The sequence below is a fragment of the Neorhizobium galegae bv. orientalis str. HAMBI 540 genome (assembly GCF_000731315.1).
Classification (GTDB): Bacteria; Pseudomonadota; Alphaproteobacteria; order Rhizobiales; family Rhizobiaceae; genus Neorhizobium; species Neorhizobium galegae.
Genome location: NZ_HG938353.1, coordinates 1,261,440 through 1,286,589, shown reverse-complemented (window position 1 = coordinate 1,286,589; position 25,150 = coordinate 1,261,440). Strand labels below are relative to the sequence as shown.

The following is a 25,150-nucleotide window of genomic DNA, read 5'->3' as shown; positions in this document are numbered from 1 at the left end:
TACCGAGACAAGGCCAGTCATGAACCGGGAACCTGCCGGTCGCCTTGACGACGGCCGGCTGTCGCTACCCTTACTCCGGCAAGATCCGCACAGCGCCCTTGTCGGCACTCGCAGCAAATGCGGCGTAGGCCTTCAGTGCCGTGGTGACGTTGCGCTTGCGGGGCTGCGACGGCTTCCAACCGAAAGCGTCCTGCTCTTTGCGGCGCTCGGCGAGGACGGCGTCCGAAACCGCGAGATTGATCGTGCGGTTCGGGATGTCGATCTCGATCATGTCCCCTTCCCGCACCAGGCCGATCGTGCCGCCGTTTGCCGCTTCCGGCGAGGCGTGGCCGATCGACAGGCCCGAGGTGCCGCCGGAGAAGCGGCCGTCGGTGATGAGGGCGCAGGCCTTTCCGAGGCCCTTCGACTTCAGATAGCTGGTCGGATAGAGCATTTCCTGCATGCCCGGGCCGCCCTTCGGGCCTTCGTAGATGATGACCACGACATCGCCCGCGACGATCTCGTTGGCGAGGATCGCCTTGACCGACGCATCCTGGCTTTCGAAGACGCGGGCCGGACCGGTGAACTTCAGGATCGAGTCGTCAACGCCGGCCGTCTTCACGATGCAGCCGTCAACGGCGATATTGCCCTTGAGGACCGCCAAGCCGCCGTCCTTCGAGAATGGATGTTCGACGGAGCGGATGACGCCTGCCTCGCGGTCGGTGTCGAGCTCGTCCCAGCGCGCTTCCTGGCTGAACGCCACCTGGGTAGGGATGCCGCCGGGTGCTGCGCGGAAGAAGTTGCGGACCATCTCGCTGTTGGTGCGGGTGATATCCCAGCGGTCGATCGCATCGCCGAGCGTTTCGGCATGGACGGTAAAGCACTCGCGGTTGAGCAACCCGCCCTTGTCCAGTTCGCCAAGGATCGACATGATGCCGCCGGCACGGTGGACGTCTTCCATATGCACGTCGGCCTTGGCCGGCGCGACCTTGGAGAGGCACGGCACGCGGCGCGAGAGCTGGTCGATGTCGTCAAGGTTGAAATCGACCTCGCCTTCGTAAGCAGCGGCAAGGATGTGCAGGACGGTGTTGGTGGAGCCGCCCATGGCAATGTCGAGCGTCATGGCGTTCTCGAAAGCCTGTTTGGTGGCAATCGAGCGCGGCAGGACGGAATAGTCTTCCTGCTCGTAATGACGGCGGGCGATATCGACGATCAGATGACCGGCCTCGACAAACAGGCGCTTGCGGTCGGCATGGGTTGCCAGCACCGAGCCATTGCCGGGCAGCGACAAGCCGAGCGCCTCGGTGAGGCAGTTCATCGAATTGGCGGTGAACATGCCCGAGCACGAACCGCAGGTGGGACAGGCCGAACGCTCGATGACCTTGACGTCCTCGTCGCTCATCTTGTCGTCGGCGGCAGCGACCATGGCGTCGATCAGGTCGAGCGAATGGGTCTTGCCCTTCAGGACGACCTTGCCGGCTTCCATCGGACCACCAGAGACGAAGACGGCCGGTATGTTGAGGCGCATCGCTGCATTCAGCATGCCGGGGGTGATCTTGTCGCAGTTGGAGATGCAGACCATGGCGTCGGCGCAGTGGGCGTTGACCATGTATTCGACCGAGTCGGCGATGATTTCGCGCGACGGCAGCGAATAGAGCATGCCGTCATGGCCCATGGCGATGCCGTCGTCGACGGCGATCGTGTTGAATTCCTTGGCGACGCCGCCGGCCGCTTCGATCTCGCGGGCGACGAGCTGGCCTAAATCCTTCAGGTGCACATGGCCGGGCACGAATTGGGTGAAGGAGTTGACCACCGCAATGATCGGCTTGCCGAAGTCGCTGTCCTTCATGCCCGTCGCGCGCCAAAGCCCGCGCGCGCCGGCCATATTGCGGCCGTGGGTCGTGGTTCTCGAGCGGTAAGCTGGCATGGTGTTGTCCTCGATCTCTTCTTGCGGGCCGGCACAGTCTACCGCTTTCGGGAGACGCGCGCAAAAAGCCCGTGGTTTTGTGGCTTTCCTAGCGCAAAGCGCCCGGAGTGTCACTATCACGACAGGCCAAAGCGGTACGGTTGGAAGACCTGCAGAAACCGAAATTGTGTTCCCGATCCCAAACCTCTATATTAATTTCAACGCCGCCTGGAGAAAGCAATGACCTCCATCATGTCGATCATCGTTCACGCACCTGGGACGAGGAAGCCTCCGTGTGGGTCGCGACGAGCAACGATATCGAGGGATTGGCTGTTGAAGCCGATACCATGGAAGAGCTTGAACCAAAGGTGAAAGCCGCGCTCGCCGACTTGATTGAGCTCAACGGCACCTCATCTCCGCTTCACTAGTTCACCTCTCCCGCAGGTCATCCGGATGGATGTCGAAGTGGTCGAGGATCATCTTGACGTTGCGGCGGTGCGATTTGAAGAAGAGGTCGAAGACATCGCCCGCCAGCGGTACGCTGCCGAGCAAGGAGTCCGCGGCGATATTGCCGAGCATCCGGGTGAGCTTTGCGGGCGGCAGGCCGAGCTTTCGGGCTTCGTTGACGATGTAAAGGCCGACCAGCGCACCGCCCGCATCCCCCACGAGCGGGATGAGGCCGAAGACGGAATCGGCGCCGAAACGGATGCGGGTGCCCGGAATGCCGATTGCCGTATCCATCAGCCGCGCAATGCCCGAAAGGCGGCGCAAGCGCCGTAATCTCTCAGTGCGATCGGCGAAGGTTTCGTGGCTTCCGGCATCCCATGTGCGTGCCGTCATCTGCAATCTCCTCTTGTCGGGCGAATGGCCCTGCGATGAGAACTGAAGAACTCGAAATGGGGTTCCATCGACGGCATTTCCATCCGCAAACCTCCGGTTTTTCACGCAAACGTGGTTCGAACCAATCTTCCTGCCGCTGTGAAACCTTGCGGTTCCGCGTTACGTATAGGTGCAAGAAGGCACTTGTTGCCGCAGAGGAGATTTTCGACATGCCCGCCTATCGTCCGCCGCATATTCCGGCTTCCGAAATCACCCCCCGCGATATCTACATGTCGCGCCGGAATTTTATGGGCGCTGCGGCCGTCGCCGGGCTTACCTTTGCGGGTGCCGACAGCGCGTTTGCCGCGCCGCTGACGGCCAACCCCAGCGCCTATAAGGTGGACGAGAAGCTGACCCCCAAGGAGGCGGTCACCACCTACAACAATTTCTATGAGTTCGGTGTCAACAAGGAAGATCCAGCCGCCAATTCCGGCGACTTCAAGCCGACGCCGTGGTCCGTCAAGGTCGACGGCATGGTCGGCAAGCCGAAGGAATTCGGGCTTGAGGAACTCATGAAGATGAACCTCGAGGACCGCACCTACCGGATGCGCTGCGTCGAGGGCTGGTCGATGGTGATCCCGTGGATCGGTTTCCCGCTTTCGGCGCTTCTCGACCAGGTCGAGCCGCTCGGCAGCGCCAAATACGTCTCGTTCGAGACCGTAGTCCGGCCGGAGCAAATGCCGGGCCAGAAGGGCTTTTTCCAGGCGCTGCCCTGGCCCTATGTCGAAGGCCTGCGGCTCGACGAGGCGCGCCATCCCTTGGCGATCCTCGCAGTCGGCCTTTACGGCGAGACGCTGCCGAACCCCAACGGGGCGCCGATCCGGCTCGTCGTGCCGTGGAAATACGGTTTCAAGAGCATCAAGTCGATCGTCAAGATCTCACTCGTCGAGAAGCAGCCGGAAACCACCTGGAAGAACGCCAACGCCCGCGAATACGGCTTTTATTCCAACGTCAATCCGGCAGTCGATCACCCCCGATGGAGCCAGGCGACGGAACAGCGGATCGGCGAAGGCGGCTTCTTCGGTGCCAACCGCCGTCCGACCCTGCCCTTCAACGGTTATGCGGAGCAGGTAGCAAGCCTTTATGACGGCCTCGACCTGAAGGCGAATTATTGAATGGCGAGCCTCCCTGCCCTGCCCCGCCGGTACCACAAGGCCAGCATCTGGGCGCTCTACGTGATCGGGCTCAGTCCAGCCGTCTGGTATTTCTATCTCGGGCTGACCGGCGGGCTGGGTGTCAATCCGGTCAAGGAGTTCGAGCATCAGCTCGGCATCTGGGCGCTGCGGTTCATCATCGCGACGCTCGCGATCACGCCGCTACGTGATCTCGCCGGCATCAACTGGGTGCGCTACCGCCGAGCGGTCGGGCTGATCGCCTTCTATTACGTGCTAATGCATTTTTCGGTCTATGTGTCGCTCGACCTGCGCTTCGATCTAGGCGCGGTGGGCGGCGATATCGCCAAGCGGCCCTATATCACCATCGGCTTTGCCTGCCTGCTGATGCTGATCCCGCTTGCGGTCACCTCCAACAACTGGTCGATCCGAAAGCTCGCCCAGGGCTGGAACAAGTTGCACAAGCTGATCTACCTGATCGCCGCAGGCGGAGCGCTCCACTATTCGCTGGCGGTCAAATCGGTGACGCTGGTGCCGTTCATCCATATCGGATTGATTGCCCTGCTGCTGGCCTATCGATCCCTCAGACGGCCGATCCTGAATTGGAAAAGGGCCAATAACAAACCGGCAAAACCCGTGGCCTCGCAGAGGGCAAGGCAGAACGGCTGAGGCGAAGAGCGGATCGAGCGCCTCGGCCTTCAACGGGTGCCCCTCAACGCAAGGAGCTGGATCCATCGATCCGGCTCCTTTCATGTTCAAGGTCTTTGAGGCCCACTCAGAATTGCTTGCGGAACAGCAGCCGGTCGAGCGACAGGTAGCCTCCTCCAAAGGCTGCGTAGAGGAAGGCGCCTCCGGTCCAGAACAGCGATGCCAGTTCTGCCTTGCTCTGAACCTGCTCCAGGAAGACGTGACCGCCATCCTTCAGCCGCGCCAATGCCTGCGGCGTGAACAACTGCTGGCCGCCGGCCTTCAGCGCCTCGATGCCGGCCGGGGTCAGGAAAGCGTCGCCATAGGGATGGGTGACGTGGAACCAGAGGGTCATGGCCAGCATCACGCCGTTGGCGAGCGCAATGGGGCGGGTGAACAGGCCGGCCGCGATGAACACGCCGCCGAAGAATTGCAGAGCGGCCAGGAAGGGCGACCAAAACCAGCCCGGATACATGCCGATATTTTCGACGAAGCCTACCTGCGCGAACGGCGCGATGATCTTCGGCCATCCCTCGATTACCAGCATGCCGCCAACCGCCAGCCGGAATATGCTCCAGGCCATGGGCTGCGCCAGCTTTTCATAGACAGGGGCCAAAGCGGGAATGACGAGTTCGTCTTTCGCATTTTCAAAAACTACATGCTCAACCATTTTCGTACCTCACGATCTTGTCTCAATGCCGAGACCCTATCGCTTTGGCGGGGCAAGCTCTTGACGCAGGTCAAGCCATGCGATCGCTCGGTGAGGTCGCCACCATAGTTGGCCGGAAACGCGAAAAAGCCGGGCGTCTCCACCCGGCTTTTTCAATTCCGACGATGCGGAAAATTATGCGGCTTCGGCAGCTTCTGCTTCAGCGGCAACACGAGCCTTGTCGGCTGCGCCCTTGGCATCGACATCGCGTTCAACGAACTCGATGACGGCCATGGCAGCGTTGTCGCCCTGGCGGAAACCAGCCTTCATGATACGCAGGTAACCGCCGTTGCGGGTTGCGTAACGCGAAGCAATGGCGTCGAACAGCTTCTTGACAGCGTCCTGGTCCTGGATCTGCGAGATCGCCTGACGACGAGCGTGCAGGTCGCCGCGCTTGCCGAGGGTGACGAGCTTTTCGACGATCGGACGGATTTCCTTCGCCTTCGGAAGGGTCGTGACGATCTGCTCGTGAGTGATGAGCGAAGCCGCCATGTTGGCGAACATCGCCTTGCGGTGGCTGGCGGTACGGTTGAGCTTGCGGCCGGCTACTCCGTGGCGCATGGCTATTCTCCTTTAATGCAGGTACCCATCTGTTTTCGGGCCTGCCGTTTCCTGGCACATACGGGCACTCATCTCTTTCGATCAGAGGCCCGCTGTTTGACGGGGAAAGGCAGTCAAAACCTGCCTTTGTTGATTTCAGTACTGGTCTTCGTAACGCTTGGCGAGATCTTCGATGTTTTCCGGCGGCCAGGCAGGAACTTCCATACCCAGATGGAGGCCCATGGATGCCAGAACTTCCTTGATCTCGTTCAGCGACTTGCGACCGAAATTCGGAGTGCGCAGCATTTCCGCCTCGGTCTTCTGGATGAGGTCGCCGATATAAACGATGTTGTCGTTCTTCAGGCAGTTGGCCGAACGGACCGAAAGTTCCAGTTCGTCCACCTTCTTGAGAAGCGCCGGGTTGAACGCGAGTTCGGTAACCGACTCTTCTTCGACGTCCTTCTGCGGTTCGTCGAAGTTGACGAAGACCGAGAGCTGGTCCTGAAGGATGCGAGCAGCGAAGGCAACGGCGTCTTCACCCGTGACCGAGCCATCGGTGTCGATGGTCATGGTCAGCTTGTCGTAGTCGAGAACCTGACCTTCGCGGGTGTTTTCCACCTTGTAGGACACTTTCTTGACCGGCGAATAGAGGCTGTCGACCGGGATCAAGCCGATCGGAGCATCTTCGGCACGGTTGCGATCGGCAGGAACATAGCCCTTGCCGTTGTTGACCGTGAATTCCATGCGAATCTCGGCGCCCTCGTCGAGGGTGCAGATGACATGGTGCGGGTTGAGGATCTCGATATCGCCAACCGTCTGGATGTCGCCGGCGGTTACCGAGCCCGGGCCCTGCTTGCGCACGACCATGCGCTTTGCGTCGTCGCCATCCATCTTGATGGCGATTTCCTTGATGTTGAGCACGATGTCCGTCACATCTTCCCGGACGCCCGGGATCGAGGAGAACTCATGCAATACGCCGTCGATCTGCACGGCGGTCACAGCCGCACCGCGCAGAGACGACAAAAGCACGCGACGAAGCGCGTTGCCGAGCGTCAGGCCGAAGCCGCGCTCGAGAGGTTCGGCAACCAGGGTCACCTTGGTACGGCCGGAGGAGGAGAATTCCACCTTGTTCGGCTTGATCAGTTCCTGCCAGTTCTTCTGGATCATCACTAAATACCTTCCGTTCGTTGCCACCATCCAATCGTGGCAACCGAGCATGAGGAGCACCGATCGAAACGATGTCCATCGGCGATATGGGTAAAGCCGCCGAACCTCCGGGGAGGGTCAGGCGGCTATTCCCGAGTTCAGACAGAGGCCCACCCGCCGGTAGCCCCTTCGCTTTCCGACGATCAGACGCGGCGCTTCTTGCGCGGGCGGCAGCCGTTGTGCGGGATCGGGGTCACGTCGCGAATCGAGGTGATCATGAAGCCGGCAGCCTGCAGAGCGCGCAGAGCCGATTCACGGCCGGAACCCGGACCGCAGACTTCGACTTCGAGCGACTTCATGCCATGCTCCTGAGCCTTCTTGGCGCAGTCTTCGGCAGCGATCTGAGCGGCGAACGGAGTCGACTTGCGCGAACCCTTGAAGCCCTTCGCACCAGCGGACGACCAGGCAATTGCATTGCCCTGCGCGTCGGTGATGGTGATCATCGTGTTGTTGAAGGTAGAATTGACGTGGGCAACACCCGACGTGATATTTTTACGCTCGCGTCTACGGACGCGGGTGGCTTCCTTGGCCATTTTATCCCTTTCGTTGATCTCTGCACCGCCGTAATTCCAGCGGCTCCACCTTGGAGTGAGCAGTCGTTAGTCATTAGTGGGCAGGATCAGATCACTACCCACCAATCACCGCTCACCCAAAATTACTTCTTCTTACCAGCGATCGCCTTTGCCGGACCCTTGCGGGTGCGGGCATTGGTGTGCGTGCGCTGACCGCGGACCGGGAGGCCACGGCGATGACGCAGACCGCGGTAGCAGCCGAGGTCCATCAGACGCTTGATGTTCATCGAGGTTTCGCGACGAAGGTCACCTTCGACCTGGTAATCGCGGTCGATGGTTTCGCGGATCTGAAGGATTTCCGAGTCCGTCAACTGATGGACGCGCTTTTCAGCCGGAAGACCGACCTTCTCCATGATTTCCGATGCGAATTTCGGGCCGATCCCGTGAATGTAGGTCAGCGCGATGACAACGCGCTTCGCAGTCGGGATGTTGACGCCAGCGATACGTGCCACGCCTATTCTCCTTGTTCCAGTTGCCATCCGGCAAGTGGTACTTCTTCCATGAAAGCAGCCAGATTTATGGCTGCCAGTTCAAACACCATACGGAACAGGTCAAACGACCGGTCTCGGATGTCCTTGCGGGAAATCCGCGCCGATCGCTAAAGCTGTCGCGAGTTGGCGCGGTGTTTAACGGAATCAGTGCTGAAATGCAACCGCTCCGCCCAAGATTCTTTAACAGATCGATGACGGCTCAAAGAGCCGCCAGGATATTTTCGATATCGGACGTGACTTTGTCCATGTCCGCCATGCCGTCGACAGCCTTGAGTTTGCCCTTGGCATGGTAATAACCGATCAGCGGCGAGGTTTCCTTGTAGTAGACCTCGAGGCGCTTGGTCATGGTCTCGGCATTGTCGTCCGGACGGCGCTTGAAATGCGTCGAACCGCATTTGTCGCAGACGCCTTCCTGGGACGGCTTCTTGTCCGTGTCGTGATAGACCGTGCCACACTGGGCGCAGGAATAACGGCCGGAGACGCGACGCACGAGTTCCTTGTCGTCGACACGCAGTTCGATGACGACCGAAAGATCGAGACCCTTGGCCTTCAGCATCGCCTCGGTCGCGTCCGCCTGCACAAGCGTGCGGGGGAAGCCATCCAGGATGAAGCCATTGGCGCAGTCGGGCTGGTCTATACGCTCGGAAACTATCGCATTGACGATTTCGTCGGAGACAAGGTTGCCGGCGTCCATGACGGCCTTGGCGCGCTTGCCGACTTCCGTCTCGGCGGCCACCGCCGCACGCAGCATGTCGCCCGTGGAGAGCTGCGGGATACCGTGCTTCTCCACGATCCGCTGGGCCTGGGTCCCCTTCCCCGCACCCGGCGGCCCTAAAAGAATCAATCTCATCGTCCCCTCTTTCCTCCGCGCAGTTTCGACTTCTTGATCAGACCCTCATACTGCTGCGCAATGAGGTGCCCCTGAATCTGTGCTACCGTATCGAGGGTTACACTGACAACAATCAAAAGCGAAGTCCCACCAAGGGCTAATGGCACGCCGGTGCGGGCCACCAGGAATTCCGGCAGGATGCAGACGAAGACAAGGTAGACCGCGCCGATGACCGTGATCCGGGTCAGCACGTAATCGATGTATTCGGCGGTGCGCTCGCCAGGACGGATGCCCGGAATGAAGCCGCCATGCTTTTTCAGATTATCGGCGGTGTCCTTCGGATTGAAGACGATCGCCGTGTAGAAGAAGGCAAAGAAGGCGATCAGCAGGCCGTAGAACAGCATGAACAGCGGCTGGCCGTGGCCGAGCGCCGAGATGATCATCGTCGCCCAGCCCGGCAGACCGGAATTGCCGGCAAAGCCCGCGGCAGTCGCCGGCAGAAGCAGCAGCGACGAGGCGAAGATCGCCGGGATGACGCCAGAAGTATTGAGCTTCAGCGGCAGGTGCGACGTATCGCCCTGGAACATGCGGTTACCGACCTGGCGCTTCGGATACTGGATTAGCAGGCGGCGCTGGGCGCGTTCGACGAAGACGATTAGCGCGATAACGCCGATGGCGACGACCAGCACGGTGAGAATCAGTGCGGTCGGCAGCGCGCCGGTGCGGCCAAGCTCCAGCGTGCCGGCAAGCGCCGTCGGCAGGCCGGCGGCAATGCCGGAAAAGATGATCAGCGAAATGCCGTTACCGATGCCGCGCGAGGTGATCTGCTCACCGAGCCACATCAGAAACATGGTGCCGCCGAGCAGCGTCACGACCGTCGAAAGCTTGAAGAACCAGCCCGGATCGACCACCAGGCCCTGGCCGCTTTCGAGGCCGGCCGCGATGCCATAGGCCTGCAGCGTGCCGAGCAGCACCGTTCCGTAGCGTGTATACTGGTTGATGATCTTGCGGCCGGCTTCGCCTTCCTTCTTGAGGTTTTCAAGCGAAGGGACGACCGAGGTCATCAGCTGCACAATGATCGATGCGGAAATATAGGGCATGATGCCGAGCGCGAAGATCGCCATGCGCTCCACTGCACCGCCCGAAAACATGTTGAAAAGTCCGAGGATGCCGCCGGCCTGGCCGCGGAAGGCCTGCGCATAGGCTTCGGGGTTCAAGCCCGGAAGCGGGATATGGGTGCCGAGGCGATACACGAGAAGTGCCGCAAGGGTGAACCAAAGCCGCTTCTTGAGATCCTCCGCCTTGGCGAAGGTCGCAAAATTCAGATTGGAGGCAAGTTGTTCCGCTGCAGAAGCCATGCAATTCTCCGCCCGACCAATTCTCCGGCGGCGGGGGAAATGCCAGGTCCGGAAAGCAGTCTAAAAATTCAGGTTCACAAAAACCGGGCGCGCGAGATTGCCAATGCAATCGGATGCCTCACCCTGTTTTCCGTATGATCCCGGTCAGGCGACCAACAGGATCGCTTCGGGATCGTGAGGCTCACATATGGAGATAAAATCGCCCGGTGTGAAGCACAAACCGGGCGATTTCTAAACGATTTATTCGGCTGCGGCTTCGGCTACGACGAGCAGCTTGATCGAAGCGCCAGCCTTCTCGATCTTTTCGACGGCAGCCTTGGAGGCGCCGGCGACTTCGATCGAAACCTTGGTCGTCAGCTCGCCGTCGGCGAGGAGGCGAACGCCGTCCTTGGGGCGACGGATGACGCCGGCAGCCTTGAGGGCAGCCGCATCGATCGTTGCCTTCGGGTCGAGCTTCTTGGCATCAATCGCGGTCTGGATACGGCCGAGCGAAACGACGGCGTAGTCAGTCTTGAAGATGTTGGTGAAGCCGCGCTTCGGCAGGCGACGATAGATCGGCATCTGGCCGCCTTCGAAGCCCTTGATCGCCACGCCGGAACGGGCCTTCTGACCCTTCACGCCGCGACCGCCGGTCTTGCCCTTGCCCGAACCGATACCGCGACCTACGCGGATACGGTCCTTGGAAGAGCCTTCGTTGTCCTTGATCTCATTCAGTTTCATGGTCAATTCCTCCGTCTCACTTCTCGTCGACGACGCGAACGAGATGCTGGACAGCCCGGATCATGCCACGAACGGAAGGAGTATCTTCCAACGTACGGGTCCGGTGCATCTTGTTGAGGCCGAGACCGATCAGCGTCTGACGCTGTACGGCCGGGCGGCGGATGGGGCTACCGGTCTGCTCGACCGTAACCGTCTTGTTGGCTTCTGCCTGAGTGGCTTTCTTGGCCATTATCGCTCTCCTTATTCTTCCTGCGCATTGCCGGAAGCGGCGCGGCGAGTCTGCAGCGTTGCATACTTGATGCCGCGCTGAGCTGCTACGTCCTTCGGATGCACCTGATGCTTCAGGGCGTCGAACGTTGCGCGAACCATGTTGTACGGGTTCGACGAACCGGTCGACTTGGCGACGACGTCATGGACGCCGAGCGTTTCGAATACGGCGCGCATCGGACCGCCGGCGATGATGCCGGTACCAGCCTTGGCCGAGCGCAGCAGAACCTTGCCGGCGCCGTGACGGCCGTTGACATCGTGATGCAGCGTACGGCCATCACGCAGCGGAACGAAGATCAGATCGCGCTTTGCGCTTTCGGTCGCCTTGCGGATGGCTTCCGGCACTTCGCGTGCCTTGCCATGGCCGAAGCCGACGCGGCCCTTCTGGTCGCCGACGACGACGAGAGCTGCGAAACCAAAACGACGGCCGCCCTTGACGACCTTGGCGACGCGGTTGATCGCGACCAGCTTGTCGACGAATTCGCTATCGCGCTCTTCGCGGCTCTGGCGATCTTCGCGCTGGCCTCTTCTTTCTTGTGCCATTGTTCTTTTCCTTTTTCTTTTCCGGGTGCAATGGGCAATTTCCGGGAGCCAACCATCCCCTGCCCATGAAGGACTAGGATGGAACGACTATGAGTGCGGCGAACCGCATTTCGCCCGCCTCCCCTATTTCAGGGATGCGGGCAAAAATTCTTAGAAGCTCAGGCCGCCTTCGCGGGCAGCTTCGGCCAGGGCCTTGATGCGGCCGTGGTAGATGAAGGCGCCGCGGTCGAACACGACTTCCGTCACGCCGGCCTTGGTGGCGCGTTCTGCAACCAGCTTGCCGACAGCGGCAGCAGCCGCAACGTCAGCACCGGTCTTCAGCGACGTGCGCAGACCAGCATCGAGGGTGGAGGCGGCAGCAAGCGTGCGGCCGGCCACGTCATCGATGACCTGGACATAGATGTTCTTGGACGAACGGTGAACCGATAGACGCGGACGGCCATTTGCGACCTTCTTGATCTGGCGGCGAACACGGCTCGCACGCTTGGTGAGTGCTTCTTTTCTGGTAGCCATGATCCGTCGTCCTTACTTCTTCTTGCCTTCCTTGCGGACGATCCGTTCCTCAGCGTACTTGACGCCTTTGCCCTTGTAAGGCTCTGGACCGCGGTATTCACGGATCTCCGCGGCAACCTGACCGACCTGCTGCTTATTAATGCCGGTGACGATGATTTCCGTCGGCTTCGGCACGGCAATGGTGATGCCTTCCGGGGTCTGATAGACCACGTCGTGGGAAAAACCGAGAGCCAGCTGCAGGTTCTTGCCCTGCAGAGATGCGCGGTAACCAACGCCGTTGATTTCAAGCTTGCGCTCGAAACCGTCCTTCACACCCTTGAAGATGTTTTCGATCATCGTGCGGGACATGCCCCACTTCGAACGAGCATCCTTGCTGTCGTTGACCGGGGTCACCGAGACAGCATTGTTTTCGAGTTCCAGCTTGATTTCGTCGTTTGCGACGAAGAAAAGCTCACCCTTCGGGCCCTTGGCAGTCACTTTCTGGCCATCAACAGTGGCCGTGATCCCTGCAGGAACCTGAACGGGCTTCTTACCGATACGAGACATGTTTCAATCCTGTCTGTTCGCTATGGAGTTCCCCTACCCTGTCTTAGAAGACAGAGCAGAGAACCTCGCCACCAACGTTCTGTTCGCGAGCCTGGTGATCGGCCATCACGCCCTTCGGAGTCGAAAGGATGGTGATGCCGAGGCCGTTCGCGACCTGCGGAATGGACTTTACCGAGACATAGACCCGGCGGCCCGGCTTGGACACGCGGCCGATCTCACGGATCACCGACGCGCCTTCGTAGTACTTGAGTTCGATTTCGATCTCGGCCTTGCCGTTACCGAAGTCGATTTCCGAATAACCGCGGATATAGCCTTCAGCCTGCAGGACGTCGAGAACGCGTGCACGCAGCTTGGAAGCAGGCGTGGAAACGGTCGACTTGCGGCGGGCTGCGCCGTTGCGGATACGGGTGAGCATATCGCCCAAGGGATCAGTCATGGTCATCTAACGATCTCCTTACCAGCTCGACTTGACGATGCCCGGCACCTTGCCGAGATTGCCGAGCTCACGAAGCGCGATACGCGACATCCTGAGCTTGCGATAGAAAGCGCGCGGGCGACCGGTGACTTCGCAACGGTTGCGGATACGCGTCTTCGAGCCATCGCGCGGCAGAGAAGCGAGCTTCAGAGTTGCCTTGAACCGTTCTTCGATCGAAAGTTCCTGGTTCATGATGGTTGCCTTCAGGGTCGCACGCTTGGCGGCCTGGTTGGCAACTGTCTTGCGGCGGCGCTTGTTCTTTTCAACTGCGCTGGTTTTCGCCATATGGGAGTTCCTTCTAAACGCTCGTCGTTACGGTTACTGGCGGAACGGGAAGTTGAACTCTTTCAAGAGAGCCCGTGCTTCGTCGTCCTTGGTAGCCGTCGTGCAAACGATGATGTCCATGCCCCACATCTGATCAACCTTGTCGTAGTTGATCTCTGGGAACACAATGTGTTCCTTGATGCCCATGGCGAAGTTGCCACGGCCGTCAAAGCTTTTCGGGTTCAGGCCACGAAAGTCGCGAACGCGCGGGAGCGCGATGTTGATCAGACGGTCCAGGAATTCGTACATGCGGGCGCCGCGAAGCGTGACCTTGGCACCGATCGGCATGAATTCGCGAACCTTGAAGCCCGCGATGGAATTCCGTGCCTTGGTGATGATCGGCTTCTGGCCTGCGATAGCGGCCAGGTCGGCAGCAGCCACGGAAGGCTTCTTCGAGTCAGCCGTCGCTTCGCCAACACCCATGTTGATGACGATCTTGTCCAGCTTGGGGATCATCATGTCGTTTGCGAAGGAGAACTGCTCCTTCAGCGCGGCGCGGATACGGGAATTGTATTCCACCTTGAGCCGCGGCTCATATTTTGCCTCAGCCATCGATCACATCTCCCGTACGCTTGGCTACACGCACCTTCTTGCCGTCGACGACGGAGAAGCCAACGCGGGTCGGCTTGCCGTCTTTCGCGACGATCGCGATGTTCGACAGGTGAATGGACGCTTCCTTGTTGATGATGCCGGCTTCCTGCGTCTGAGACTGACGCTGGTGGCGCTTCACCATGTTGATGCCACGCACGACGGCGCGGTCTTCCTTCGGCATAACCTGAAGGACTTCGCCGGAGCGACCCTTGTCCTTGCCGGCGAGTACGACGACGCTGTCGCCCTTCTTGATCTTGTTCATCGCATGAGCTCCTTACAGTACTTCCGGAGCCAGCGAGATGATCTTCATATGGTTCTTGGCGCGAAGTTCGCGCGGAACCGGTCCGAAGATACGGGTGCCGATCGGCTCTTTCTTGTTGTCGATGAGGACCGCTGCGTTGTTGTCGAAGCGGATGACGCTGCCGTCCGGACGACGGATGTCCTTGGCGGTACGCACAACAACCGCCTTCATCACGTCACCCTTCTTGACGCGGCCGCGCGGGATGGCTTCCTTGATCGAAACGACAATGATGTCGCCGATGGAAGCGTACTTGCGCTTGGAGCCGCCCAGCACCTTGATGCACATGACACGACGTGCGCCGGAATTATCCGCCACGTCGAGGTTTGTTTGCATCTGAATCATGTCAGGTCGCCTTTTTCTAATGACCGAAACGACCGGGCGTCAAAGACGCCCCGTTTCGGCTTATGGACAGAATCTCATTGTGCGCGGGTGGGTCTTGCCAAGGTGGTTTCCTTAAAAGGACCTTCCCTGCGCTCAAAGCAAAAGAACGCTCGTTTCCGAGCGTCCTGCGCCAGTGGGGTGCTTCTTACAGGATTCTGCGCCGGGCGCAAGGCCCAGACGCGGATCCGAAGCAAATTAAGCCTGGGCGGAAATGACCGTCCAGGTCTTGTCCTTGGAGATCGGCGCGCATTCCTCGATGGAAACGACGTCACCTACCTTGTACTGGTTGTTCTCGTCATGCGCCTTGTACTTCTTGGAACGGCGGACCGTCTTCTGAAGCAGCGGATGCGCGAAGCGGCGCTCGACCCGGACAACAACGGTCTTCTCGTTCTTGTCGGAAACTACGACGCCCTGCAGAATGCGTTTCGGCATATTATTTTTCCTTAGGCCTTGGCTTCTGCCGCCTTCTGGCGGGCAATGGTTTTCACGCGGGCGATGTCCTTGCGAACTTCGGTGATGCGCGAGGACTTCTCGAGCTGACCGGTGGCCTTCTGGAAGCGCAGGTTGAACTGCTCCTTCTTCAGGTCGGCGAGCTTGTCCTTGAGCTGGTCGGCCGTGAGGCCGCGAACGTCTTCGGCTTTCATGTGCCTTGCTCCTTACTCTGCGATGCGCTGTACGAAGCGCGTCTTGACCGAGAGCTTGGCTGCACCGAGACGAAGCGCCTCGCGGGCGAGCTCCTCGGAAACACCGTCGATCTCGAACATCATGCGGCCGGGCTTGACCTTGCAGGCCCAGTATTCGACGCCGCCCTTACCCTTACCCATGCGGACTTCGGTCGGCTTTGCGGTGACCGGAACGTCCGGGAACACGCGGATCCAGACACGGCCGGCGCGCTTCATCGCGCGGGTGATCGCGCGGCGGGCCGCTTCGATCTCGCGGGCGTTGACGCGGTTGGGTTCCTGGGACTTCAGACCAAATTCACCGAAGGCCAGGTCGAAGCCGCCCTTGGCCACACCCTTGATGCGACCCTTGAACTGCTTGCGGTACTTGGTACGCTTTGGCTGCAACATTTTCTTACTTCTCCGAGCTTATCTTTCGCCAGCGTTGATCAAGCGTTTTCGCGGCGGCGATCACCACGGTCACCACGATCGCCGCGTTCGCGGCTTGCGGGACCCTGTGCATCGCCTTCCATGGCGCGACGTTCAGAAGCCATCGGATCGTGCTCAAGGATTTCGCCCTTGAAGATCCAGACCTTGATGCCGCAGATACCGAATGCGGTTTCGGCTTCAGCCGTACCGTAGTCGATGTCTGCACGCAGCGTATGAAGCGGAACACGACCTTCGCGGTACCATTCGGTACGGGCGATTTCAGCACCGCCGAGACGGCCGGCGCAGGTGATCTTGATGCCTTCTGCGCCGAGACGCATAGCCGACTGAACGGCACGCTTCATCGCACGGCGGAAAGCCACGCGGCGCTCGAGCTGCTGGGCGATCGACTGGGCGACGAGCGTCGAGTCGATTTCCGGCTTGCGCACTTCAACGATGTTGAGATGCGTTTCCGAATTGGTCATCGTCGCGATCTTCTTGCGAAGCTTCTCGATGTCAGCGCCCTTCTTGCCGATGATCAGACCCGGGCGAGCCGAGTGGATCGTGACGCGGCACTTCTTGTGCGGACGCTCGATGACCACCTTGGCGATACCGGCCTGCTTCAGCTCCGACATCAGATAGGCGCGGATCTTCAGGTCCTCATGGAGGAGCTGACCGTATTCCGCGTTGTCGGCGAACCAACGGCTGTCCCAGGTGCGGTTAATGCCGAGGCGGAAACCGATCGGATTAATTTTCTGGCCCATTATGCAGCCTCCCCTTTTTCCTCGACTTCGCGGACGACGATCGTCAGATGCGAGAAAGGCTTCTCGATCCGCGATGCACGGCCGCGGCCGCGAGCGTGGAAGCGCTTCATCACGATCGACTTGCCTACATAGGCTTCCGATACGATCAACGCGTCGACGTCGAGGTCATGGTTGTTTTCGGCATTGGCGATTGCAGACTCGAGGGTCTTCTTCACGGTGCCGGCGATGCGCTTGCGCGAGAATTCGAGTTCTGCAAGCGCGCGTTCTACCTTCTTGCCGCGGATCATGGCGGCAACGAGGTTCAGCTTCTGGGGGCTGACGCGGAGCGTACGCGCAACTGCCTGCGCCTCGTTATCCTTCAGCCGGCGTTCGGTCTTAGCCTTCGCCATGATTACTTCCTCTTCGCCTTCTTGTCCGCGCCGTGACCGTAATAGGTACGGGTGGGAGCGAATTCACCGAACTTGTGTCCGACCATGTCTTCGTTGACGCTGACCGGAATGTGCTTGCTGCCGTTGTAGACGCCGAACGTCAAGCCAACGAACTGCGGCAGGATGGTGGACCTGCGGGTCCACATCTTGATTACTTCACTCCGTCCGCCTTCGCGCACCTTCTCAGCCTTCTTGAGAAGATAGCCGTCAACAAACGGACCTTTCCATACTGAACGAGCCATTAGTGACTTCCTCTCTTACTTCTTGCGCTGGTGGCGCGAACGCATGATGAACTTGTCCGTGGACTTGTTCGAACGTGTGCGCTTGCCCTTGGTCGGCTTGCCCCAGGGGCTGACCGGATGACGGCCACCCGAGGTGCGGCCTTCACCACCGCCGTGCGGATGGTCGACCGGGTTCATGACGACGCCGCGGTTATGCGGACGCTTGCCGCGCCAGACGGTACGACCGGCCTTGCCGTCGTTGATGTTGCCGTGATCCGGATTGGAAACGGCACCGATCGAAGCCAGGCAGGAGCCCGGTACGAGGCGCTGTTCGCCGGAGTTCAGGCGCAGGATCGCCATGCCGGCATCGCGGCCGACGAGCTGAACGTAGGTGCCGGCGGAGCGAGCCATCTGGCCACCCTTGCCCGGCTTCATTTCGACGTTGTGAACGATCGAGCCGACCGGGATGTACTGCAGCGGCATGGTGTTGCCGGGCTTTACGTCGACGGCCTTTTCGGACGCGATCACCTTGTCGCCGGCAGCAAGACGCTGCGGAGCCAGGATGTAGGCCTGCTCACCGTCGGTATAGGTGACGAGAGCGATGAAGGCCGTACGGTTCGGGTCGTATTCCAGACGCTCGACCGTGCCTTCGACGTCGAACTTGCGACGCTTGAAGTCGATCAGGCGATAGGTACGCTTGTGACCGCCGCCGATAAAGCGGGCGGTGATGCGGCCGTAGTTGTTGCGACCGCCGCTCTTGGAGAGACCCTCGGTGAGCTTCTTGACGGGCTTACCCTTCCAGAGGCCGGACCGGTCGACGATGACCAGCTGACGCTGGCTCGGGGTCGTCGGGTTGTAGCTTTTCAATGCCATTATCTTATACCTCAGAGACCGGTGGAGACGTCGATCGTCTGACCTTCGGCCAGGGTGACGACAGCCTTCTTGACGTCCTTCTGCTTGCCGATGAAGCCGCGGAACCGCTTCACCTTGCCCTTACGGACAAGCGTGTTGACGGCCGTGACCTTCACACCGAAAAGCGCCTCTACGGCAGCCTTGATTTCCGGCTTGGAAGCAGTCTTGGCAACGTTGAAGACGACCTGGTTCTGTTCGGATACCAGCGTCGACTTTTCGGTGATCGAGGGAGATACGATCACATCATAGTGGCGGATGTCGGTCACTTGAAACGCTCCTCTAGAGCTTCCACCGCGGCCTTGGAAAGCACCAGCTTGCCGCGACGCAGGATGTCGTAAACATTGATGCCCTGAACCGGCAGAACATCGACGTTCGGGATGTTCTGGGCTGCGAGCTTGAAGTTGCTGTCGAGCTCAACGCCGCCGATGAACAACACGTTGGTGAGGCCGAGCGAAGCGAACGAACCGGCAAGCGCCTTGGTCTTTGCTTCGGCGGCAACCAGGTTGTCGACGATGATGATGTCTTCAGCCTTCATCTTTGCAGAGAGGGCGTGACGGAGAGCCAGCGCACGAACCTTCTTCGGAAGGTCATGCTCGTGGCTGCGAACGACCGGGCCGTGAGCCTTGCCGCCGCCGCGGAACTGCGGAGCGCGAGCCGAATGGTGACGAGCGCGGCCCGTACCCTTCTGCTTGTACATCTTGGCGCCGGTGCGGGAGACTTCAGCACGACCCTTGGTCTTGTGCGTGCCCTGCTGCTTCTTGGCGAGCTGCCAACGAACCATGCGGGCCAGAATGTCTTCGCGGGGGTCGAGGCCGAAAATCTCGTCCGACAGGGCTACCTTGCCGGCGTCTTTTCCCTCGAGGGTCTTGACGTTAAATTCCATGTGCTTGGCTCCCTTACTTCGCGGCCGACTTGACGGCATCGCGAACGACGATCCAAGCGCCCTTGGAGCCAGGAACGGCACCCTTGACGAGGATCAGGCCACGGTTCTCGTCGGTGGAAACGACTTCGAGGTTCTGGGTGGTGATACGCGTCTGGCCCATGTGACCAGCCATGCGCTTGCCCTTCCAGACCTTGCCTGGATCCTGGTTGTTACCAGTCGAACCATGCGAACGGTGCGAAACGGACACACCGTGCGTGGCGCGGAGACCACCGAAGTTATGGCGCTTCATGGCGCCGGCGAAACCCTTACCGATCGAGGTACCGGTGACGTCCACCAGCTGACCCGCCGTGAAGTGACCTGCCGTCAGCTCGGTGCCGACGTCGATCAGATTGTCTTCGGAAACGCGAAACTCGACGAGCTTCGCCTTTGGTTCGACTTCGGCAACGGCGAAATGGCCGCGCAGCGCCTTGGTCGTGTTCTTCACCTTGGCAGTGCCGGCACCCAGCTGAACGGCAGTGTAGCCATTCTTGTCTACGGTGCGCTGAGCCACGACCTGGCAGTTTTCCAACCGCAATACGGTTACAGGGACATGCTCGCCTGCGTCGTTGTAGACGCGCGTCATTCCCACCTTCTGTGCAATTACACCTGAACGCATCGGTTCAATCCTTCTCACTCAGCCCGAGACAGAAGTCTCAGAGCTTGATCTCAACATCGACACCAGCGGCGAGGTCGAGCTTCATCAGCGCGTCCACCGTCTGTGGCGTCGGGTCAACGATATCGAGAAGGCGCTTATGCGTGCGCATCTCGAACTGCTCGCGGCTCTTCTTGTCGATGTGGGGGGACCTGTTAACCGTAAACTTCTCGATGCGGGTCGGAAGCGGAACGGGGCCCCGGACGCTTGCGCCGGTGCGCTTCGCCGTCGACACGATCTCGCGCGTCGACGCGTCGAGAATGCGGTGATCGAACGCCTTCAGGCGAATGCGGATATTTTGGCCGTTCATTCGACGTTATCCTTGTTGTCTGTTTATCCACGTGCCAACCCAATAGGGCACGGGTTGTTCTCTCTTACCTCAAGGCGGACCACCGGTTTCAAAGATCGAAGGGGACACCGAGGATACGGCGTCCCTTTCCAGTCTTCGGGCCTTCGGCCCACCTTGTCTGTTCATTGCCTGCCTCGAACCCGAAGCAGAGGGCAAATCACGCTCGCGCGCCATTTGCTACATTTTTGTGTCATACGCAAGCGGCCAAGGCCGCCTGCGTTAAAACTTACTCGACGATCGAAGCGACGATGCCGGCGCCGACGGTGCGGCCGCCTTCGCGGATCGCGAAGCGCAGCTTTTCTTCCATCGCGATCGGGTTGATCAGCGTCACCTTAACGGTCACGTTGTCGCCAGGCATGACCATTTCCGTGCCTTCCGGAAGTTCGACGATGCCCGTCACGTCCGTCGTGCGGAAGTAGAACTGCGGACGGTAGTTGGTGAAGAACGGCGTATGACGACCGCCTTCTTCCTTCGTCAGGATATAGGCTTCTGCCATGAACACCGTGTGCGGCTTGACCGAACCCGGCTTGCACAGGATCTGGCCACGCTCGACGCCGTCACGCTGGACGCCACGGATCAGAGCGCCGATATTGTCGCCGGCCTGACCCTGGTCGAGCAGCTTGCGGAACATTTCAACGCCGGTCACCGTCGTCTTGGTGGTGGCGCGGATGCCGACGATCTCGACTTCTTCGCCAACCTTGACGATGCCACGCTCGACGCGGCCGGTCACGACCGTACCACGGCCCGAGATCGAGAACACGTCTTCGATCGGCAGCAGGAACGGCAGGTTGATCGGACGCTCAGGCGTCGGGATGTAGGCGTCGACAGCGGCCATCAGTTCGCGGATCGAATCTTCGCCGATCTTCTTGTCCGAATCTTCAAGAGCGGCCAGCGCCGAACCCTTGATGATCGGAATGTCGTCGCCCGGGAAGTCGTAGGACGACAGAAGTTCGCGCACTTCCAGTTCGACGAGCTCGAGAAGCTCGGCGTCGTCGACCTGGTCAACCTTGTTCAGGAACACCACGATTGCCGGAACGCCGACCTGACGGGCGAGCAGGATGTGCTCGCGGGTCTGCGGCATCGGGCCATCGGCAGCCGAGCAAACCAGGATCGCGCCGTCCATCTGCGCCGCACCGGTGATCATGTTCTTCACATAGTCGGCGTGGCCGGGGCAGTCGACGTGCGCATAGTGGCGGGCAGTCGTCTCATATTCGACGTGCGCCGTCGAAATGGTGATGCCGCGTGCCTTTTCTTCAGGAGCCGCGTCGATCTGGTCATAGGCCTTGTACTCGCCGAAGTACTTCGTGATCGCGGCCGTCAGCGACGTCTTGCCATGGTCAACGTGACCGATCGTGCCAATGTTGACGTGCGGCTTGTTGCGCTCAAACTTGCTCTTTGCCATTTCCGGCTTCTCCGTTCTTATCCCCGTCAGGGGTTATTCTCTAATTTGATTGGGCGGGGTTACCCCGGTCACTTCTGACCGGAGTACTTAGCCTGGATTTCGTTTGCGACGTTGGTCGGAACCGGTGCGTAGTGATCGAAGGTCATCGAATACTGCGCGCGGCCCTGGGACATGGAGCGCAGGTTGTCGACGTACTTGAACATGTTCGCGAGCGGCACATGGGCGTTGATCACGACGGCGATGCCGCGCGATTCCTGGCCCTGGATCTGGCCACGACGGGAGTTCAGGTCACCGATAACGTCACCGACGTAATCTTCCGGAGTGACGACTTCGACCTTCATCATCGGCTCGAGGAGCTGGGCACCGGCCTTCTTCGACGCTTCACGGAAGCAGGCGCGAGACGCGATTTCGAATGCCAGAACCGAGGAGTCGACGTCATGGTAGGCACCGTCGATGAGCGTCGCCTTAACGCCCAGCATCGGGAAGCCAGCCAACGGACCGGAAGACAGAACGCTTTCGATGCCCTTCTGGACGCCCGGGATGTATTCCTTCGGAACAGATCCGCCGACGATCTTGGACTCGAACTTGAAATCGTCGCCGTCCGGGTTCGGTTCGAAGACGATCTTGACGCGCGCGAACTGGCCGGTACCACCGGACTGCTTCTTGTGTGTGTAATCTTCTTCGTGCTTGCGCGTGATGGTTTCGCGATAAGCAACCTGCGGAGCACCGACGGTGGCTTCGACCTTGAACTCGCGACGCATGCGGTCGACGAGGATGTCGAGGTGAAGTTCACCCATGCCGGCGATGATCGTCTGGCCGGACTCTTCGTCGGTCTTCACGCGGAAGGACGGATCTTCGGCAGCCAGGCGGTTGAGCGCGAGGCCCATCTTTTCCTGGTCGCCCTTGGACTTCGGCTCGATGGCGATCTGGATGACCGGCTCGGGGAATTCCATGCGCTCGAGGATGACCGGCTTCAGCGGATCGCAGAGCGTGTCGCCCGTGGTGGTTTCCTTGAGACCTGCGAGAGCGACGATGTCGCCGGCGAAGGCTTCTTCGATATCTTCACGGGAGTTCGAGTGCATCTGCAGCATGCGGCCGACGCGCTCGCGCTTTTCCTTGACCGTGTTCAACAGAGCAGCGCCCTTTTCGAGCTTGCCCGAATAGATACGGCAGAAGGTCAGCGAACCGACGAAGGGGTCGTTCATGATCTTGAACGCCAGCATCGAAAGCGGCTCGGTGTCATCGGGATGACGGTCGATTTCGGCTTCGGTCTTGACGTCGATGCCCTTGATGGCCGGAATGTCTGCCGGCGACGGCAGGAATTCGACGACGGCGTCGAGGAGAGGCTGAACGCCCTTGTTCTTGAAGGCAGAGCCGCAGAACATCGGGAAGAACTTGACGTCGATCGTGCCGCGACGGATGAGCGCACGGATCTTATCGTTGTCCGGCATGACGCCGTTCAGATAGTTTTCCATGGCTTCTTCGTCGATGTCGACAACCGTCTCGATCATCTTTTCGCGGAATTCTTCGGCACGAGCCTTCAGGTCTTCCGGGATTTCGACGACGTCCCACTGGGCGCCGAGCGATTCATCGCGCCAGACGAGAGCGTTCATCTCGATCAGATCGACGATGCCCTTGAATTCGGTTTCAGCACCGATCGGCAACTGGCAGACAACCGCAGTCGCGCCGAGGCGCGTCTTGATCATCTCGACCGAGCGATAGAAATCGGCGCCGGTCTTGTCCATCTTGTTGCAGAAGATCAGGCGCGGAACCTTGTATTTGTCGGCCTGACGCCAGACAGTTTCCGTCTGCGGCTCAACGCCGGCATTGGCGTCGAGCAGAGCAACAGCACCGTCGAGCACGCGCAGCGAACGTTCGACTTCGATGGTGAAGTCGACGTGGCCGGGGGTGTCGATGATGTTGAAGCGGCGCATCTTGCCGTCGCGGCCCTTCCAGAAGGTCGTGGTCGCAGCAGAGGTGATCGTGATGCCACGCTCCTGCTCCTGCTCCATCCAGTCCATCGTGGCTGCGCCGTCGTGAACTTCGCCGATCTTGTGCGACTTGCCGGTGTAATAAAGGATACGCTCGGTGGTCGTGGTCTTGCCGGCGTCGATATGCGCCATGATACCGAAATTGCGGTAGTCTTCGATTTTATATTCGCGAGCCATAGGACTGCCTTTCGAAATTCGATCGAGTGAAGATTACCAACGGTAATGCGAGAATGCGCGGTTGGCGTCGGCCATCTTGTGCGTGTCTTCACGCTTCTTGACGGCGCTGCCACGATTGTTTGCGGCATCCATGAGTTCACCGGAAAGGCGATCGACCATCGTCGTTTCGTTGCGCTTGCGGGCGGCAGCGATCACCCAACGGATCGCGAGAGCCTGACGGCGCTCGGGACGAACGTCGACCGGAACCTGGTAGGTCGCACCACCAACGCGGCGCGAACGAACTTCGACATGCGGCGCGACATTGTCGAGCGCCGAATGGAAGATACCCAGCGGGTCAACCTTGGCCTTGCCCTGCACGACGTCGAACGCGCCGTAAACGATGTTTTCAGCTACGGACTTCTTGCCGTGGAGCATGATCGCATTCATGAACTTCGTGACGACCAGATCGCCGAACTTCGGGTCCGGATTGATCTCACGCTTCTCTGCACTATGGCGTCGGGACATACTTCTCGTCTCTCAATTGTTACGGGCGCTTTACCACGCGGAGAACCTCGCGCAGCGCCGGATAATCAGAATTCCGAATTACTTCGGACGCTTCGCACCGTACTTGGAACGGCGCTGCTTGCGGTTCTTGACGCCCTGGGTGTCGAGAACGCCGCGGATGATGTGGTAGCGAACGCCCGGCAAGTCCTTGACGCGGCCGCCGCGGATCATCACGACGGAGTGTTCCTGCAGGTTGTGGCCTTCACCCGGGATGTAGCCGATGACTTCGAAGCCGTTGGTCAGACGAATCTTGGCAACCTTACGCAGAGCCGAGTTCGGCTTCTTCGGGGTCGTCGTGTAAACGCGGGTGCAAACGCCGCGCTTCTGGGGGTTTTCCTGCAGAGCAGGAACCTTGTTACGCTTTACGTTCGCCTGGCGAGGCTTGCGGATCAGCTGGTTTACGGTAGGCATTCAACCATCCCTTACGTTTTTCTCAGTACCCTTTCGGGCCGATCTGATGCCGTTTCCGGCGGCGGCACACACATTTCCTCATGCGCAAAACGTGGCCCGATCCGCTTTTCGCGGATGGACCACAGAAAGCAGAGGACGCATTCCTCATGCGTCGTGCGTGCAGCATTCGTGTCTTCAACGTGCGTATGGAACCGTGTCTGAGGCGTACTCCGGAACGAGTCGTTCCGAACGGGCAAGCCTCACATCGCTTCCGATGCGGGGCGTTTACTGTTTTCCCCCCTGCCCGTCAAGACCGAATCCTAAATTATTGCCCCAAACCCTTGGTTTCGGGGCCAAATGGAGGGTTTCGAGACAAGTTTCGTGA

The 25,150-nt window shown here is 59.9% G+C and carries 37 protein-coding genes; 3 read left to right on the top strand and 34 right to left on the bottom strand.

The features are described 5' to 3' along the window. Nucleotides 1-70 precede the first annotated feature (70 nt). Nucleotides 71-1,906: a dihydroxy-acid dehydratase gene (ilvD, locus tag RG540_RS06590; protein ID WP_038585875.1), complete on the bottom strand. Its 1,836-nt coding sequence runs from the start codon at nt 1,904-1,906 to the stop codon at nt 71-73. Nucleotides 1,907-2,046: 140 nt separating this feature from the next. Between ilvD and RG540_RS31075 the strand changes: the two genes are divergently transcribed. Further along, nucleotides 2,047-2,313: a DUF1902 domain-containing protein gene (locus RG540_RS31075; RefSeq protein WP_244446630.1), complete on the top strand. Its 267-nt coding sequence runs from the start codon at nt 2,047-2,049 to the stop codon at nt 2,311-2,313. A 1-nt stretch (nt 2,314) separates the two neighbouring features. Here the strand turns inward: RG540_RS31075 and RG540_RS06585 are convergent, their stop codons facing one another. Next, the gene (locus RG540_RS06585; RefSeq protein WP_038585872.1) at nt 2,315-2,725 is read right to left on the bottom strand and encodes a DUF4112 domain-containing protein; all 411 of its coding nucleotides are present in this window, start codon (nt 2,723-2,725) and stop codon (nt 2,315-2,317) included. Between the two features lie 209 nt (nt 2,726-2,934). Here RG540_RS06585 and msrP point away from each other — a divergent pair, with 209 nt between their 5' ends. Together msrP and msrQ are read left to right on the top strand one after the other, a co-directional pair. Then, on the top strand, nt 2,935-3,879 hold the full coding sequence (gene msrP / locus RG540_RS06580) for a protein-methionine-sulfoxide reductase catalytic subunit MsrP (RefSeq protein ID WP_038585869.1): 945 nt from the start codon (nt 2,935-2,937) through the stop codon (nt 3,877-3,879). Then, a complete protein-coding gene (gene msrQ, locus RG540_RS06575) occupies nt 3,880-4,545 on the top strand; it encodes a protein-methionine-sulfoxide reductase heme-binding subunit MsrQ (RefSeq protein WP_038585866.1) in 666 nt (221 codons plus the stop codon). It abuts the gene before it with no gap. A gap of 106 nt (nt 4,546-4,651) precedes the next feature. Here msrQ and RG540_RS06570 read toward each other — a convergent pair whose 3' ends face one another. The 32 genes from RG540_RS06570 to rpsL all read right to left on the bottom strand — a co-directional run bounded on the left by RG540_RS06570 (nt 4,652) and on the right by rpsL (nt 24,786). Continuing rightward, nucleotides 4,652-5,233, bottom strand: a complete 582-nt coding sequence (locus RG540_RS06570) for a DoxX family protein (protein ID WP_038585863.1) — start codon at nt 5,231-5,233, stop codon at nt 4,652-4,654. A gap of 174 nt (nt 5,234-5,407) precedes the next feature. Beyond that, entirely contained in the window at nt 5,408-5,833 is a 426-nt protein-coding gene (rplQ, locus tag RG540_RS06565; RefSeq protein ID WP_038585860.1) for a 50S ribosomal protein L17, read from the bottom strand. A 135-nt stretch (nt 5,834-5,968) separates the two neighbouring features. After that, nucleotides 5,969-6,979: a DNA-directed RNA polymerase subunit alpha gene (locus tag RG540_RS06560; RefSeq protein ID WP_038542179.1), complete on the bottom strand. Its 1,011-nt coding sequence runs from the start codon at nt 6,977-6,979 to the stop codon at nt 5,969-5,971. Nucleotides 6,980-7,161: 182 nt separating this feature from the next. Further along, the gene (rpsK, locus tag RG540_RS06555; RefSeq protein ID WP_007766864.1) at nt 7,162-7,551 is read right to left on the bottom strand and encodes a 30S ribosomal protein S11; all 390 of its coding nucleotides are present in this window, start codon (nt 7,549-7,551) and stop codon (nt 7,162-7,164) included. A 122-nt stretch (nt 7,552-7,673) separates the two neighbouring features. Then, complete coding sequence (gene rpsM / locus RG540_RS06550) at nt 7,674-8,042, bottom strand: 30S ribosomal protein S13 (protein WP_038585857.1); 369 nt, start codon at nt 8,040-8,042, stop codon at nt 7,674-7,676. Nucleotides 8,043-8,280: 238 nt separating this feature from the next. Continuing rightward, on the bottom strand, nt 8,281-8,931 hold the full coding sequence (locus RG540_RS06545) for an adenylate kinase (protein ID WP_038542174.1): 651 nt from the start codon (nt 8,929-8,931) through the stop codon (nt 8,281-8,283). Next, nucleotides 8,928-10,268, bottom strand: a complete 1,341-nt coding sequence (secY, locus tag RG540_RS06540) for a preprotein translocase subunit SecY (RefSeq protein WP_038542171.1) — start codon at nt 10,266-10,268, stop codon at nt 8,928-8,930. Before secY ends, RG540_RS06545 begins: the two co-directional genes overlap by 4 nt. A gap of 240 nt (nt 10,269-10,508) precedes the next feature. Next, entirely contained in the window at nt 10,509-10,988 is a 480-nt protein-coding gene (rplO, locus tag RG540_RS06535) for a 50S ribosomal protein L15 (protein WP_038542167.1), read from the bottom strand. 16 nt (nt 10,989-11,004) lie between these two features. Then, entirely contained in the window at nt 11,005-11,217 is a 213-nt protein-coding gene (rpmD, locus tag RG540_RS06530) for a 50S ribosomal protein L30 (RefSeq protein WP_038585854.1), read from the bottom strand. An 11-nt stretch (nt 11,218-11,228) separates the two neighbouring features. After that, nucleotides 11,229-11,798, bottom strand: a complete 570-nt coding sequence (rpsE, locus tag RG540_RS06525; protein ID WP_038542164.1) for a 30S ribosomal protein S5 — start codon at nt 11,796-11,798, stop codon at nt 11,229-11,231. Nucleotides 11,799-11,948: 150 nt separating this feature from the next. Then, nucleotides 11,949-12,311: a 50S ribosomal protein L18 gene (gene rplR, locus RG540_RS06520; protein ID WP_024164298.1), complete on the bottom strand. Its 363-nt coding sequence runs from the start codon at nt 12,309-12,311 to the stop codon at nt 11,949-11,951. A gap of 12 nt (nt 12,312-12,323) precedes the next feature. Further along, the gene (gene rplF / locus RG540_RS06515) at nt 12,324-12,857 is read right to left on the bottom strand and encodes a 50S ribosomal protein L6 (protein ID WP_038585850.1); all 534 of its coding nucleotides are present in this window, start codon (nt 12,855-12,857) and stop codon (nt 12,324-12,326) included. Between the two features lie 43 nt (nt 12,858-12,900). Next, complete coding sequence (gene rpsH / locus RG540_RS06510; RefSeq protein WP_038542158.1) at nt 12,901-13,299, bottom strand: 30S ribosomal protein S8; 399 nt, start codon at nt 13,297-13,299, stop codon at nt 12,901-12,903. A gap of 12 nt (nt 13,300-13,311) precedes the next feature. Beyond that, complete coding sequence (rpsN, locus tag RG540_RS06505) at nt 13,312-13,617, bottom strand: 30S ribosomal protein S14 (RefSeq protein WP_007770129.1); 306 nt, start codon at nt 13,615-13,617, stop codon at nt 13,312-13,314. A 33-nt stretch (nt 13,618-13,650) separates the two neighbouring features. After that, nucleotides 13,651-14,208: a 50S ribosomal protein L5 gene (rplE, locus tag RG540_RS06500; protein ID WP_038585847.1), complete on the bottom strand. Its 558-nt coding sequence runs from the start codon at nt 14,206-14,208 to the stop codon at nt 13,651-13,653. Further along, nucleotides 14,201-14,509: a 50S ribosomal protein L24 gene (gene rplX, locus RG540_RS06495; protein WP_038585844.1), complete on the bottom strand. Its 309-nt coding sequence runs from the start codon at nt 14,507-14,509 to the stop codon at nt 14,201-14,203. The genes rplE and rplX overlap by 8 nt, the downstream gene beginning before the upstream one ends. 12 nt (nt 14,510-14,521) lie before the next feature. Continuing rightward, nucleotides 14,522-14,890: a 50S ribosomal protein L14 gene (gene rplN / locus RG540_RS06490; RefSeq protein WP_007770138.1), complete on the bottom strand. Its 369-nt coding sequence runs from the start codon at nt 14,888-14,890 to the stop codon at nt 14,522-14,524. A gap of 234 nt (nt 14,891-15,124) precedes the next feature. After that, the gene (gene rpsQ, locus RG540_RS06485) at nt 15,125-15,361 is read right to left on the bottom strand and encodes a 30S ribosomal protein S17 (protein WP_038585841.1); all 237 of its coding nucleotides are present in this window, start codon (nt 15,359-15,361) and stop codon (nt 15,125-15,127) included. Between the two features lie 11 nt (nt 15,362-15,372). After that, entirely contained in the window at nt 15,373-15,573 is a 201-nt protein-coding gene (rpmC, locus tag RG540_RS06480) for a 50S ribosomal protein L29 (protein WP_007770142.1), read from the bottom strand. 12 nt (nt 15,574-15,585) lie between these two features. Beyond that, nucleotides 15,586-15,999 (bottom strand): 50S ribosomal protein L16, encoded by a 414-nt coding sequence (gene rplP / locus RG540_RS06475; RefSeq protein WP_007770145.1) that lies wholly within the window; start codon nt 15,997-15,999, stop codon nt 15,586-15,588. Between the two features lie 38 nt (nt 16,000-16,037). Next, the gene (rpsC, locus tag RG540_RS06470) at nt 16,038-16,778 is read right to left on the bottom strand and encodes a 30S ribosomal protein S3 (RefSeq protein WP_007770147.1); all 741 of its coding nucleotides are present in this window, start codon (nt 16,776-16,778) and stop codon (nt 16,038-16,040) included. Beyond that, on the bottom strand, nt 16,778-17,167 hold the full coding sequence (rplV, locus tag RG540_RS06465; protein ID WP_007770149.1) for a 50S ribosomal protein L22: 390 nt from the start codon (nt 17,165-17,167) through the stop codon (nt 16,778-16,780). The genes rpsC and rplV overlap by 1 nt, the downstream gene beginning before the upstream one ends. Nucleotides 17,168-17,169: 2 nt before the next feature. Continuing rightward, nucleotides 17,170-17,448, bottom strand: a complete 279-nt coding sequence (gene rpsS / locus RG540_RS06460; protein WP_007770151.1) for a 30S ribosomal protein S19 — start codon at nt 17,446-17,448, stop codon at nt 17,170-17,172. A 15-nt stretch (nt 17,449-17,463) separates the two neighbouring features. Then, nucleotides 17,464-18,300 (bottom strand): 50S ribosomal protein L2, encoded by an 837-nt coding sequence (gene rplB, locus RG540_RS06455; RefSeq protein ID WP_037084730.1) that lies wholly within the window; start codon nt 18,298-18,300, stop codon nt 17,464-17,466. Nucleotides 18,301-18,311: 11 nt separating this feature from the next. Continuing rightward, a complete protein-coding gene (locus RG540_RS06450) occupies nt 18,312-18,605 on the bottom strand; it encodes a 50S ribosomal protein L23 (protein WP_007761057.1) in 294 nt (97 codons plus the stop codon). Further along, nucleotides 18,602-19,222 (bottom strand): 50S ribosomal protein L4, encoded by a 621-nt coding sequence (gene rplD, locus RG540_RS06445; protein ID WP_037084733.1) that lies wholly within the window; start codon nt 19,220-19,222, stop codon nt 18,602-18,604. Before rplD ends, RG540_RS06450 begins: the two co-directional genes overlap by 4 nt. A gap of 13 nt (nt 19,223-19,235) precedes the next feature. Further along, complete coding sequence (gene rplC / locus RG540_RS06440) at nt 19,236-19,877, bottom strand: 50S ribosomal protein L3 (protein ID WP_037084734.1); 642 nt, start codon at nt 19,875-19,877, stop codon at nt 19,236-19,238. 37 nt (nt 19,878-19,914) lie between these two features. Continuing rightward, entirely contained in the window at nt 19,915-20,223 is a 309-nt protein-coding gene (rpsJ, locus tag RG540_RS06435) for a 30S ribosomal protein S10 (protein WP_003547547.1), read from the bottom strand. Nucleotides 20,224-20,488: 265 nt separating this feature from the next. Then, nucleotides 20,489-21,664 carry an elongation factor Tu gene (gene tuf, locus RG540_RS06430; protein ID WP_038585819.1) on the bottom strand — a complete coding sequence of 392 codons (1,176 nt, stop codon included), beginning with the start codon at nt 21,662-21,664 and terminating at the stop codon, nt 20,489-20,491. A gap of 68 nt (nt 21,665-21,732) precedes the next feature. After that, nucleotides 21,733-23,832, bottom strand: coding sequence for an elongation factor G (fusA, locus tag RG540_RS06425; RefSeq protein ID WP_038585838.1), 2,100 nt, complete (start codon nt 23,830-23,832; stop codon nt 21,733-21,735). Nucleotides 23,833-23,865: 33 nt separating this feature from the next. Next, on the bottom strand, nt 23,866-24,336 hold the full coding sequence (rpsG, locus tag RG540_RS06420; protein WP_038585836.1) for a 30S ribosomal protein S7: 471 nt from the start codon (nt 24,334-24,336) through the stop codon (nt 23,866-23,868). Between the two features lie 78 nt (nt 24,337-24,414). After that, entirely contained in the window at nt 24,415-24,786 is a 372-nt protein-coding gene (rpsL, locus tag RG540_RS06415) for a 30S ribosomal protein S12 (protein ID WP_003547537.1), read from the bottom strand. Nucleotides 24,787-25,150 lie beyond the last annotated feature (364 nt).

Bases quoted from the DNA above. Each gene is read 5' to 3' on its own strand.
- msrP (WP_038585869.1), top strand. From the start codon at position 2,935: ATGCCCGCCTATCGTCCGCCGCATATTCCGGCTTCCGAAATCACCCCC.
- rpsN (WP_007770129.1), bottom strand. From the start codon at position 13,617: ATGGCGAAAACCAGCGCAGTTGAAAAGAACAAGCGCCGCCGCAAGACA.
- rplB (WP_037084730.1), bottom strand. From the start codon at position 18,300: ATGGCATTGAAAAGCTACAACCCGACGACCCCGAGCCAGCGTCAGCTG.
- rpsH (WP_038542158.1), bottom strand. From the start codon at position 13,299: ATGACCATGACTGATCCCTTGGGCGATATGCTCACCCGTATCCGCAAC.
- rplN (WP_007770138.1), bottom strand. From the start codon at position 14,890: ATGATTCAGATGCAAACAAACCTCGACGTGGCGGATAATTCCGGCGCA.
- msrQ (WP_038585866.1), top strand. From the start codon at position 3,880: ATGGCGAGCCTCCCTGCCCTGCCCCGCCGGTACCACAAGGCCAGCATC.
- ilvD (WP_038585875.1), bottom strand. From the start codon at position 1,906: ATGCCAGCTTACCGCTCGAGAACCACGACCCACGGCCGCAATATGGCC.
- rplV (WP_007770149.1), bottom strand. From the start codon at position 17,167: ATGGCGAAGGCTAAGACCGAACGCCGGCTGAAGGATAACGAGGCGCAG.
- secY (WP_038542171.1), bottom strand. From the start codon at position 10,268: ATGGCTTCTGCAGCGGAACAACTTGCCTCCAATCTGAATTTTGCGACC.
- rplX (WP_038585844.1), bottom strand. From the start codon at position 14,509: ATGAACAAGATCAAGAAGGGCGACAGCGTCGTCGTACTCGCCGGCAAG.
- rpmC (WP_007770142.1), bottom strand. From the start codon at position 15,573: ATGAAAGCCGAAGACGTTCGCGGCCTCACGGCCGACCAGCTCAAGGAC.
- RG540_RS06570 (WP_038585863.1), bottom strand. From the start codon at position 5,233: ATGGTTGAGCATGTAGTTTTTGAAAATGCGAAAGACGAACTCGTCATT.
- rpsC (WP_007770147.1), bottom strand. From the start codon at position 16,778: ATGGGCCAGAAAATTAATCCGATCGGTTTCCGCCTCGGCATTAACCGC.
- rpsL (WP_003547537.1), bottom strand. From the start codon at position 24,786: ATGCCTACCGTAAACCAGCTGATCCGCAAGCCTCGCCAGGCGAACGTA.
- rplQ (WP_038585860.1), bottom strand. From the start codon at position 5,833: ATGCGCCACGGAGTAGCCGGCCGCAAGCTCAACCGTACCGCCAGCCAC.
- rpsG (WP_038585836.1), bottom strand. From the start codon at position 24,336: ATGTCCCGACGCCATAGTGCAGAGAAGCGTGAGATCAATCCGGACCCG.
- rpsJ (WP_003547547.1), bottom strand. From the start codon at position 20,223: ATGAACGGCCAAAATATCCGCATTCGCCTGAAGGCGTTCGATCACCGC.
- rplF (WP_038585850.1), bottom strand. From the start codon at position 12,857: ATGTCTCGTATCGGTAAGAAGCCCGTTCAGGTTCCTGCAGGGATCACG.
- rpsS (WP_007770151.1), bottom strand. From the start codon at position 17,448: ATGGCTCGTTCAGTATGGAAAGGTCCGTTTGTTGACGGCTATCTTCTC.
- rpsK (WP_007766864.1), bottom strand. From the start codon at position 7,551: ATGGCCAAGGAAGCCACCCGCGTCCGTAGACGCGAGCGTAAAAATATC.
- rplD (WP_037084733.1), bottom strand. From the start codon at position 19,222: ATGGAATTTAACGTCAAGACCCTCGAGGGAAAAGACGCCGGCAAGGTA.
- tuf (WP_038585819.1), bottom strand. From the start codon at position 21,664: ATGGCAAAGAGCAAGTTTGAGCGCAACAAGCCGCACGTCAACATTGGC.
- RG540_RS06545 (WP_038542174.1), bottom strand. From the start codon at position 8,931: ATGAGATTGATTCTTTTAGGGCCGCCGGGTGCGGGGAAGGGGACCCAG.
- rpmD (WP_038585854.1), bottom strand. From the start codon at position 11,217: ATGGCCAAGAAAGCCACTCAGGCAGAAGCCAACAAGACGGTTACGGTC.
- rplO (WP_038542167.1), bottom strand. From the start codon at position 10,988: ATGAAACTGAATGAGATCAAGGACAACGAAGGCTCTTCCAAGGACCGT.
- fusA (WP_038585838.1), bottom strand. From the start codon at position 23,832: ATGGCTCGCGAATATAAAATCGAAGACTACCGCAATTTCGGTATCATG.
- rpsQ (WP_038585841.1), bottom strand. From the start codon at position 15,361: ATGCCGAAACGCATTCTGCAGGGCGTCGTAGTTTCCGACAAGAACGAG.
- rplP (WP_007770145.1), bottom strand. From the start codon at position 15,999: ATGTTGCAGCCAAAGCGTACCAAGTACCGCAAGCAGTTCAAGGGTCGC.
- rplR (WP_024164298.1), bottom strand. From the start codon at position 12,311: ATGGCTACCAGAAAAGAAGCACTCACCAAGCGTGCGAGCCGTGTTCGC.
- RG540_RS06585 (WP_038585872.1), bottom strand. From the start codon at position 2,725: ATGACGGCACGCACATGGGATGCCGGAAGCCACGAAACCTTCGCCGAT.
- rpsE (WP_038542164.1), bottom strand. From the start codon at position 11,798: ATGGCACAAGAAAGAAGAGGCCAGCGCGAAGATCGCCAGAGCCGCGAA.
- rplE (WP_038585847.1), bottom strand. From the start codon at position 14,208: ATGGCTGAGGCAAAATATGAGCCGCGGCTCAAGGTGGAATACAATTCC.
- rplC (WP_037084734.1), bottom strand. From the start codon at position 19,877: ATGCGTTCAGGTGTAATTGCACAGAAGGTGGGAATGACGCGCGTCTAC.
- RG540_RS06560 (WP_038542179.1), bottom strand. From the start codon at position 6,979: ATGATCCAGAAGAACTGGCAGGAACTGATCAAGCCGAACAAGGTGGAA.